This window comes from Streptomyces sp. NPDC055243, assembly GCF_044544025.1.
Classification (GTDB): Bacteria; Actinomycetota; Actinomycetes; order Streptomycetales; family Streptomycetaceae; genus Streptomyces.
Genome location: NZ_JBITWR010000044.1, coordinates 1 through 1,160 on the forward strand (window position 1 = coordinate 1; position 1,160 = coordinate 1,160).

Genomic DNA, 1,160 nt, shown 5'->3' on the forward strand with positions numbered 1-1,160 from the left:
CTAGTGTCCTGCGCCGGAGATCCGTCGGCAGAAGCGGGCGAGGGAGTCGAGGATCTCTTGGGCTGTCTTGGTCCAGATGAAGGGCTTGGGGTCGTGGTTCCAGTCCTTGACCCAGTGCCGGATGTCGGCTTCGAGGGCTTGGATGTTCTTGTGTGCGCCGCGGCGGATCATCTGGTGGGCCAGGTAGCCGAACCATCGCTCGACCTGGTTGATCCAGGAGGAGCCGGTCGGGGTGAAGTGCAGCTCGAACCGCGGGTGTTTGGCCAGCCAGGCCTTGATCGCAGGGGTCTTGTGGGTGCCGTAGTTATCCACGATCAGATGGATTTGCAGGTGGGCGGGGACCTCCTTGTCGATCCGGATCAGGAACTTCTTGAACTCCGCGGCCCGGTGCCGGCGGTGCAGGGCCGTGATGACTTCCCCCGTGGCGACGTCGAACGCGGCGAACAAGGTGGTCAGTCCGTTGCGCACGTAGTCGTGGGTGCGCCGCTCGGGCATGCCCGGCATCATCGGCAGCACCGGCTGGGACCGGTCCAGGGCCTGGATCTGGCTCTTCTCGTCCACCGAGAGCACCACCGCACCCTCGGGCGGGTTGAAGTACAGGCCCACCACGTCGTAGACCTTCTCCACGAACAGCGGGTCCGTCGACAGCTTGAAGGTGTCCGCCAGGTGCGGCTTGAGCTGGAACTGCCGCCAGATACGGCCCACCGTCGACTTCGACAGGCCGCTGTGCTCCGCCATCGACTTCCGCGACCAGTGGGTGGCATTCTTCGGCAGCTGTTCCAGCGTCGTCACCACGACCGCTTCCACCTGATCGACGCCGATGGTGGGCGGACGGCCCGGCCTCGGCTCGTCGGCCAGCCCGTCCAGCCGCTCAGCCAGAAACCGCCGTCGCCACTTGCGGACCGTGTCCGCGGCCACCCGTAGATCCCGGGCGACCGCGACGATCGGCGGCACCTCAGGTCCCGCACACGCCAGCACAATCCGCGCCCGCAAAGCCAACGCCTGGGCCGATGTTGCCCGGCGGGCCCACCGCTCCAACTCCGCCTGTTCTCCGGCGGATAGCAGCAGGGGCTCCAGCTTGGGGCCCCGACGAGGAACTGACGCACCAGCAGCAGAAATCACACACCTACTAACGGCCAACTACTGGCGCAGGACACTAG

Annotated in this window: 1 protein-coding gene; it reads right to left on the reverse strand. The window is 66.3% G+C overall.

Annotation, left to right across the window (positions count from 1 at the left end):
- Positions 1–1,119, reverse strand: coding sequence for an IS630 family transposase (locus ACIGXX_RS44095; protein ID WP_399984897.1), 1,119 nt, complete (start codon positions 1,117–1,119; stop codon positions 1–3).
- Positions 1,120–1,160: the final 41 nt, after the last annotated feature.